At 31.4% G+C, this 8,786-nt stretch carries 7 protein-coding genes and 1 pseudogene; all 8 read right to left on the bottom strand.

What is annotated here, in order from left to right; genetic code table 11:
• Positions 1-888, bottom strand: an 888-nt coding sequence (locus ABY863_RS11285; RefSeq protein ID WP_372794878.1) for a beta-N-acetylhexosaminidase, incomplete at its 3' end; no start/stop codon positions are given.
• Between the two features lie 20 nt (positions 889-908).
• Positions 909-1,895 (bottom strand): type I phosphomannose isomerase catalytic subunit, encoded by a 987-nt coding sequence (locus ABY863_RS11280; RefSeq protein ID WP_372794876.1) that lies wholly within the window; start codon positions 1,893-1,895, stop codon positions 909-911.
• Positions 1,895-2,923, bottom strand: coding sequence for a N(4)-(beta-N-acetylglucosaminyl)-L-asparaginase (locus tag ABY863_RS11275; protein WP_372794874.1), 1,029 nt, complete (start codon positions 2,921-2,923; stop codon positions 1,895-1,897). Before ABY863_RS11275 ends, ABY863_RS11280 begins: the two co-directional genes overlap by 1 nt.
• A gap of 9 nt (positions 2,924-2,932) precedes the next feature.
• On the bottom strand, positions 2,933-5,173 hold the full coding sequence (locus ABY863_RS11270) for a GH92 family glycosyl hydrolase (RefSeq protein WP_372794871.1): 2,241 nt from the start codon (positions 5,171-5,173) through the stop codon (positions 2,933-2,935).
• A gap of 6 nt (positions 5,174-5,179) precedes the next feature.
• A complete protein-coding gene (locus ABY863_RS11265; protein ID WP_372794869.1) occupies positions 5,180-6,283 on the bottom strand; it encodes a family 10 glycosylhydrolase in 1,104 nt (367 codons plus the stop codon).
• A 7-nt stretch (positions 6,284-6,290) separates the two neighbouring features.
• Positions 6,291-7,361 (bottom strand): carbohydrate-binding family 9-like protein, encoded by a 1,071-nt coding sequence (locus ABY863_RS11260; protein ID WP_372794867.1) that lies wholly within the window; start codon positions 7,359-7,361, stop codon positions 6,291-6,293.
• 12 nt (positions 7,362-7,373) lie between these two features.
• Positions 7,374-8,339 (bottom strand): glycosidase, encoded by a 966-nt coding sequence (locus ABY863_RS11255; protein WP_372794865.1) that lies wholly within the window; start codon positions 8,337-8,339, stop codon positions 7,374-7,376.
• A 74-nt stretch (positions 8,340-8,413) separates the two neighbouring features.
• Positions 8,414-8,786 (bottom strand): annotated as a pseudogene (locus tag ABY863_RS11250) (sodium:solute symporter); the annotation flags it as partial.

Below are 8,786 nucleotides of genomic sequence, written 5' to 3'. Positions count from 1 at the left end.
TTCAAAACAAGACAATTCTGGATAAGCTGCAATGGCACTTGAAACATGAGCAGGCATCTCAATTTCAGGAATAATTTCTACATTTTTGGATTGACCATATTTCACCAATTCTTTCAAATCTTCCTGAGATAAAAACCCTCCATAAGTTCCTTTTTCTCCTGATGCAACTGGATCTTTTGCATTCCAATGTTTATCTTCCTGATCGACTCTCCAAGCACCAACTTCAGTTAATTTTGGATATTTTTTAATTTTAATTCTCCAGCCCTGATCATCAACTAAATGCAAATGCAATACATTCATTTTATGCATTGCTAAACCATCAATCACTTCTTTTATATATTCTTTATCGAAAAAATGACGAGAAAGATCTAACATCAACCCTCTCCATTTAAAACGAGGCTTATCATTTATAACAATAGTTGGAATTATCCATTCCACATTTGATACAATTTCTGAACTTTCTACTGCTACCGGAAGTAACTGACGAATTGATTCCAATCCGTAAATAAAACCAGCATTCCCACTAGCTGTAATGCTAATTTTTTGGCTAGTTACCTCTAATTTGTATGCTTCATTTTCAAAACTAGCATCCGTAATAAATTGAACATAATCATTTTGAGGAATTTCTTCAATTACATTTAAATTCCAGCCTGTGGCTTTTTGAAACTTATTAATTAAAGCATTTGATATTTCTTTTTGAGACTCGTTACCAACAACAAATTTAGTACTTTCTGAAAATTTGAAAACACCTTTTGTAAGCGTTAATTCAGCTGGTTTTGGAATAATTTGAATATCACTTTCTGAAAAGGTTCTATTTTGCATATTGCATGAAGCAAGTGACACAAACAATACAACTGCAACCAATTTTAAATAATGTATTTTCTCCATTTCTATATAATTAAATCCTTTTAATTTTTAATAAACACTTCAAGTAATTCTGAATTCTCACTAGATTTAAATTGATACTTTTTTAGGCTGGCAGGCATTAAAACCGTTTCACCTTTTACCAACTTTTCTTCCTTTGAATTACCATATTTAATGATAACTTCACCTTCAACACACATATAAATAACAAATGAATCTTTAGCTGAATTATCTATTTGTACTTCACCGTTTACAACAACTATATTGGTGGTAAAATAATCACAACTTACAACAGGAGTGGATACATTTTCAGCAGTATTATAATCCGTTGAATATTGTTTCTCGGAACTATAATCAATAGTGTCTGCAGCTAATTCGGTATGTAACTCTCTCGAATTTCCAGCATCATCCAAGCGATCCCAATCATACACTCTATAAGTAATATCACTTGTTTGCTGAATTTCTGCTAATAGAACTCCAGCTCCAATTGCATGAATTCTACCCGTTGGAATAAAATATACATCCCCTTTTTTAACTTTTTCTAGATTCAAAATTTTTAAAAGCCTTTTACTTTCAAGGTGTTCTATATATTCTTCTTTTGAAGAATCTTTATTAAAACCGACTATTAAATTACCACTATCTTCAGCCTGCATTATGTACCACATTTCAGTTTTTCCAAATGAATTATGACGCTCTTTTGCTAAAACATCATTAGGGTGTACTTGAATACTTAATGCCTCCTTTGCGTCAATAAGTTTTATTAATAATGGAAATTTATCTCCGAAATTTTTATACACATTTTTCCCAACCAATTCATCTTTATAAAGTCTTAAAATCTCTTGTAAAGATTGACCTTTTAAATCCCCATTAGATACTACAGAAATATTTCCATCTACATCTGAAACCTCCCAACTTTCACCAATATCATTTCCAATTGATTTTTTGTTAAAAAGTAATTTTAATTTCTCTCCTCCCCAAATTTTATCTTTTAAAATAGGTTCAAATTTTATTGGATAATTTATATTCATCATTATTTTTCTTTATTATCCCAAGACATTTTAAATTGGGTATCTTCCATTCTATTTCCTTTTTCTTCATCACAAATAGCATAATTAAAACCAGATCTTAAACTGTACCCAGCGTGTTCTCCGTTTTTATTTAATGCAATAAATCCAACTTGCAAATATTCCATATCCTTATGATATTTATGTTTGTTATAAATACGTTCTACAATTTCTTTACATGCTTCAAAAGGTGTTTTTCCTTGGCGCATTAACTCAACAACCATTGCACTTCCGGCAGTTCTAATAACAGCTTCACCTAAACCAGTTGCAGCAGCTGCTCCTACTTCATTATCTAAAAATAAACCTGCCCCAATAATTGGAGAATCCCCAACGCGTCCATGCATTTTCCACGCGGCACCACTTGTAGTGCATCCACCTGAAAGGTTTCCATCTTCATCAATAACCAGCATAGAAATTGTATCGTGGTTTTCAATATTTATTACGGGTTTATATTTAGATTCTTCTAACCATTTTTCCCAATCTTTTTTTGAAGCTTCTGTTAATAAATTTTCTTCAACAAAACCTTCAGATAATGCAAATTGAAGTGCTCCTTGACCCGACAACATTACATGTGGCGTGTTTAGCAGTACTTTTTTAGCAACTGAAATGGGATGCATAATTCCTTCCAAAAAAGAAACCGAACCACAATTACTGTTATGATCCATAATACAAGCATCTAAAGTTACTTTTCCTTCTCTGTCTGGAAAACCACCATACCCAACACTTCTAATGCTTGGATCAGCTTCTGGTATTTTTAACCCTGCTTCAATAGCATCTAATGCTGGTTTTCTGTTTTTTAATTGTTTCCAAGTTTCTTCATTAGCGGGTATGCCATGATTCCATGTAGAAATAATCAAAGGTTTTTTTTGGTTATTTACATTAGCTGTCATTGATTCATCTTCAATTTTTCTTGATATCTCTCCACAACCCATTAAGGCACTAATTCCAATAGTTCCTAGAGCTGCTTTTTTTATAAAATCTCTTCTATCTGACATAAACTTAGTTTAATTATATATTTTCGACGATAATGCCATTGTATTTGTACTCATTTTATTTGGCAACTCACCCATTGTAAAAATCAATTTTCCTCCCTCAAGTATTTCATTGTGAGTAATATAATTTCTATTTATTAGTTTACCGTTTAATTCAATGTTTTGGATATAAATATTTTTAGCATTGTTATTTAATGCTTCAACAATAAACTTTTTACCGTTTTCTAAATTTATGGTTGCGCTATCAAATAAAGGCGAGCCAAAACTGTAAATTCCTTGTGCAGGATTCACTGGATAAAAACCTAATGAGCTAAATATGTACCAAGATGACATTTGTCCACAATCTTCATTTCCACAATGTCCATCTGGTGCATTTTTGTACTGTGTTTCTAAAATTTCTCGAACTATTTTTTGCGTTTTCCAAGGTTTTTCAACGTAATTATATAAATAAGCAACATGGTGACTTGGCTCATTTCCATGTGCATATTGACCAATCATTCCAGTACTAAATATTGGCAGTTTATCTTCTGGAAGTGGTTTTAATGAAAACATCGTATCCAATTTCATTTCAAATTGTTCTTTTTTACCCACTTCTTTAACTAAGCCTTCAATATTTTGAGGAACCGACCAAAAATATTGCCAAGCGTTACTTTCACAAAAATAGGGCGTGTATTCCTTTGGAATAAATGCTGTCACAAATGATCCGTCTTTTAGTTTTGGACGCATAAATGTGCTCTGAGAATCGTACACATTTCGCCAATTTTCTGAACGTTTAAAAAAATATTCAAAGTCTGTAGTTTTATCTAAAGCTTTTGCAAATTGTGCAATACACCAATCATCATAAGCATATTCAAGTGTTTTAGAAACCGACCAATTTTCATGGTATTCATCAACAGGAACATAACCCAATTTTTTATATTCGCCAATTTGTCTGGAATTGTCCATAGCACTTGCTTTGCAAGCTTCATAAGCCAATTCAATGTCAAAATTTTCAATTCCTTTAAAATAAGCATCCACAACAACAGGAACAGCATGGTAACCAATCATCATATTTGTTTCATTCCCTTGCATAGACCAAACTGGCAACAAACCAGTTTCTTTATAATGAGCCAGTAAAGAATTCACCATATCTGAAACTCTTTTTGGATGAATAATTGTATATAAAGGATGCGCAGCTCTGTACGTATCCCATAAAGAAAACGTGTCGTATCTATTAAATCCTTCAGCCTTTACAATGGTATCGTTTGCTCCTTTGTAATTTCCATTAAGATCACTTAATAACGTTGGTGCCAGCATAGATTGATACAACATAGTATAAAATAGCTGCTTTTTAGTTTCATCTGAAGTTAAAATTTCAATCTTGTGCAATTCTTGCTCCCAATCTTCACTTGCTTTTGCTTTATAATTTTCAAAATTGAAATCTGGAGCTTCAATTTCCAACGATTTATAGGCTCCTTCAATATTAGCTGTTGAAACACCATTTTTTAAAACTATTTGTTCGTTTTCAGAAGTATTATAATTTAAAATTATTTTAGTGTTTTTCCCTAAAGCTGAAGAAGTTACTAATGAATCATTTTCAAAAAGTTGGAAGGAATCAAATGCTTTAGATACTTTAACTACAAAATACACTCGTTGGTCTTTTGCCCAACCTGTAGATTTTCTATAACCTTCAATAGTGGTTTTATTCACTACTTTTAAATAAGTTTCAGTTGGACTATCCCAATTTAAGGCATATCCTAAATCTATATGAATTTGTGATTTATCATCTTTTGGGAAAGTGAATTGATGAATTCCAGTTCTTGCAGTTGCTGTTAATTCTGCTTTAATACCATAGTCTAACAAATCAACTGAATAATAACCTGGTGAGGCAGATTCTTTTTCATGAGAAAAACTTGAAAAAGGCTTAAAATTATTTTCTTTTATTCTTTTTGAAAATTTACTGTTAGTAGGCATTACTAAAATATCGTATAAATCACCTGCTCCAGTTCCAGATAAATGCAAATGGGAAAATCCGGTAATAATAGAATCTTTATAAAAATATCCTGAGATTCTATCCCAACCCGGAATACCAATATCTGGACTTAATTGCACCATCCCAAAAGGAACAGTAGCACCTGGATAGGTATTCCCCGGTCCATCAGTTCCTATAAAAGGATTTACATAATTGGTTAGTTTTAGCGACCCCCTTTCTTGTTTACTACAACCAATAGTAAGCGACAAAACTATGATAAATGCAAGTCCGTATTTTTTCATTAACCTTTATTTTAAGCTTTCCTTTGTTTCTTTAATTGCTTTTAAATATGCTGAAGTTAAAGCTGGTCCATCAAAAAATGTAACACCTTTTGCTCCATTTTCTTTTGCTAATAAAATAGCTTCCTTTAATTCTTCAACAGATTTAAAATCTGGCATATAAATTCCAGTATTTACGCTTATCCCCTTGTCTTTTACATCTTCCACACCTTGTTTGGTTGCAAAACCAATCCAATCAATTTCTTCATTGTAAAAACCATGGTAAATCATAGGATATACTTCATCAATCGTCCATTTATCCCAACGTTGACGCACCATATGGTCTGCCATTTCTGGATAAGGAAATACCGCAGCAGTTAATTTTTTATTGTATTTATGCACAATTTCATAAGCTTCGTCAACTACTTTTTTAACTGCATTTAATCTAAATTGTTTCCACTCCATATCTATAGAAGTATTTTGAATATCTCTCGGATTTTTATGGTGTAATTTTTCAAACTCACTCACACAAACATCACAGTAGCAAAAATCAAATTGTGGAAGTTCTGTTTCTTGTATTAAATTATACTTTGGCAATAAACCAATAGGCAAGAAAATATCAGAAAAACGAATATAATCTAAATGCACACTTTCAACACCATCAACTTTTGCTAATTCTTCAACCAAACCTAAAATATGCTCTCGTGATTCATTTCTTGTTGGGCACAACCATTGGTAATAATCTACATATGGTCGAGTATCATAACAAGATTTACCTTCTCTACTTACGGCATACCATTCTGGATGTTTTAATGCAATAGAATCTCCTGGGCGATTCATAGCCATAATCCACGCATGAACTTTTAATCCTTTTTCTGTTGCTATTGGAGTAATTCTCTTTAACAAAAATGGATCTGTTCCCGTATTTATTAACACCTCATCAATCCCAGCATTTTTATATTTAATGAATTCCGCTGCGTAGTCTTCATTAGACTTTTCATTATTAGCGGAAATCCAAACCCCAAATTCAAATTCGGTTTTAGGTTTTTCAATACTACTTTCCTTTTCTACTTTTTCTTTGCACGAAACTATGCTTAGTGCTAACGCGAAAAATAATAACTTGTGTAATTTCATTGTTAACTTATTTAGATATGAATTTACCATCTTCTTTTACTATTAACGTTTTATTGGAAAATGGACTTATTATGGTTAAATTGTATCCTGTACTATGATTTTCAATTAAAGGTTTTAACGTTTTATGATCCACAATAATTGATACAGTTGTTAAACTATCTATTGATTTTGCATAAGATTGATGCTTTTCAAAATAAACTTTTTGGGCTCTATGCAATTTGTACAACTCCCACTTAATTTTTTCATCTTGTGGAATATTGAAACTATCTTTCTCACCTACTTTTTTTGAAGAGAAATAAACATATCCCCATTTTTCAGGTTCATGCATGTTTATCACACCTGTTGGAGACCAAACCCAATTATTCTCAGGTAAAAAATTATCTTCAGCATCTTTCTTTCTTTCATATTTTCCATCAATAATTTCAAAATTCCAATTCACTCTTGAAAAATTAACTCTCCAAAACTTGTCTATAGGAACATTTTTTTCAAAATAAGATGTTTTATATGCAGCCCAAGGAATTGCTAGTTCAATCACCCAACCTTTATCAATATCCTTTGAATTGTTTAAAGTTCCATTTACTTTCACGGCAGATTTTAATCCGGTAACATTCCAATCATTTAAAACAACATTTCCTTCTCTATAGGGTTTGCTTATAAATAAATCCCAAGTTGTATTTAAGGCGTTCATTTCAAGCTCGTAATAATTGTGAGTATCTCCATCTGGATCTATAAACACCTCAAAATCATTATTATAAAAAACAATAGCATCATGTTCCTTAATATCTCCCCATACATGAGGTTCTTCAAGTTTTGCTAACACATAAAAATAAGTTTCATCCCAAAGCATTTTAATTTGTGTTTTGTAAGTTGGCTTTTTAACGCCTTCAATATCTATAAAAGAATCAGACCAAGCTACTTTACTCCAAGAAACATCCGTTTCATCTCCATCAATTTTTATTTCTTCCGAAGTTTTATACGCAATATAACTTTCAGGTATAATTTCATTTTTAGACTGCGCACAACTTATAATTGAAAAACAGCCTAATAAAAGAGTTGAAAATTTAAGTTTTAAATACATGAAATTTAGATTTTATAAACTGTTATCCTTTGTATATTGTATCACTTCACTAATTCTTCCAAATGCCATTGCTACAACAGTATCTGCAGCACCGTAATAAATGGCTAACTTATCATCTTCAATATCATGTAAGGCTGCACAAGGGAATACTACATTTGGAACATCTCCTACTTGCTCATAATTTACATGTGGTCCTAATAAATAAGGTTGTGTTCTGTATTTAACTTTATCTGGTTGATTTTCATCTAAAATTGCAGCCCCCATAGCATATCTAAATCCGTTGCAGGTATTAATAACTCCATGATACAGCATTAACCAACCATCTTTAGTTAAAATTGGAATTGGTCCAGCACCAATTTTGGTACATTGCCAAGCGCTATCTTCAAAAGGAGTTGCTTTCATTACACAACGATGTTCTCCCCAGTATTTCATATCTGGACTATAACTAATGTAAATATCGCCAAATGGCGTATGTCCATTATCGCTTGGGCGGCTTAACATGGCATATTTTCCATTTATTTTTTGTGGAAATAATACACCATTTCTATTGAATGGTAAAAAGGCATTTTCACATTGAAAAAATTCTTTAAAATCAAATGTATATCCAATACCTATTGTTGGTCCGTTATAACCATTACACCACGTAATCCAATATCTATCTTCAATAAATACAACACGAGGGTCGTATTTATAATCAGAATCAATCATTTCTGTATTTCCAGATTTCATAACAATTGGTTCATGATTGATGTTCCAATCAATTCCATTTTTACTAAAACCAGCAAAAATATTCATTTGAACCGCTTTATTATCACATCTAAAAACACCTGCAAAACCTCCTTCAAAAGGAACTACTGCACTGTTAAAAATACTGTTAGATGAAGGAATGTGATTTCTTTTAATTATTGGATTTTCAGAATATCTCCAAACAACATCATTACAATTTTCAGGTTTTTCTTGCCAAGGAATACTACTCACTTTATATGTTTTATTTAATTAAACTTTTTTTATAATTATAACTTATACCTTTTTAATTATTTTTTTTTGACCATTTAATTTTTAAGCTTTCTAACTTTATCTAACCATGTATATTTTAAAATAATTGAGGTTACCAAAAATACAAATAATGAGATTAATGCTTTAGGATAATCTCTAATAATAAAATAGATTGGTAAAACAATCATACTAGATTGCCAAACAATACCGATTACACTATTACCCATATCTTTCCAAAATTCTGTATTCTTTGTAAAGGATGGATCTTCTTTTTTTAATTCATAACAAACTGGTTTCCACCAACCCCAAGGATGTACATTTTGATAAAAAGACTTTAATGTATTCATATTTGTGGGTTGGGTTAAAAAAGTTCCTAAAAAGGATCCTAAAACAGAAAACGTAAATATTATTGGGAATAAGTATATTGCT

The sequence above is a fragment of the Lutibacter sp. genome (genome assembly GCF_041562875.1).
GTDB lineage: Bacteria > Bacteroidota > Bacteroidia > Flavobacteriales > Flavobacteriaceae > Lutibacter.
Note: the sequence above shows the minus strand (reverse complement) of the source record. Positions and strands in the feature narration are given on the sequence as shown.

Coding starts and splice junctions, on each gene's coding strand:
- ABY863_RS11280 (WP_372794876.1), bottom strand. CDS start 1,895: ATGATGAATATAAATTATCCAATAAAATTTGAACCTATTTTAAAAGAT.
- ABY863_RS11275 (WP_372794874.1), bottom strand. CDS start 2,923: ATGTCAGATAGAAGAGATTTTATAAAAAAAGCAGCTCTAGGAACTATT.
- ABY863_RS11270 (WP_372794871.1), bottom strand. CDS start 5,173: ATGAAAAAATACGGACTTGCATTTATCATAGTTTTGTCGCTTACTATT.
- ABY863_RS11265 (WP_372794869.1), bottom strand. CDS start 6,283: ATGAAATTACACAAGTTATTATTTTTCGCGTTAGCACTAAGCATAGTT.
- ABY863_RS11260 (WP_372794867.1), bottom strand. CDS start 7,361: ATGTATTTAAAACTTAAATTTTCAACTCTTTTATTAGGCTGTTTTTCA.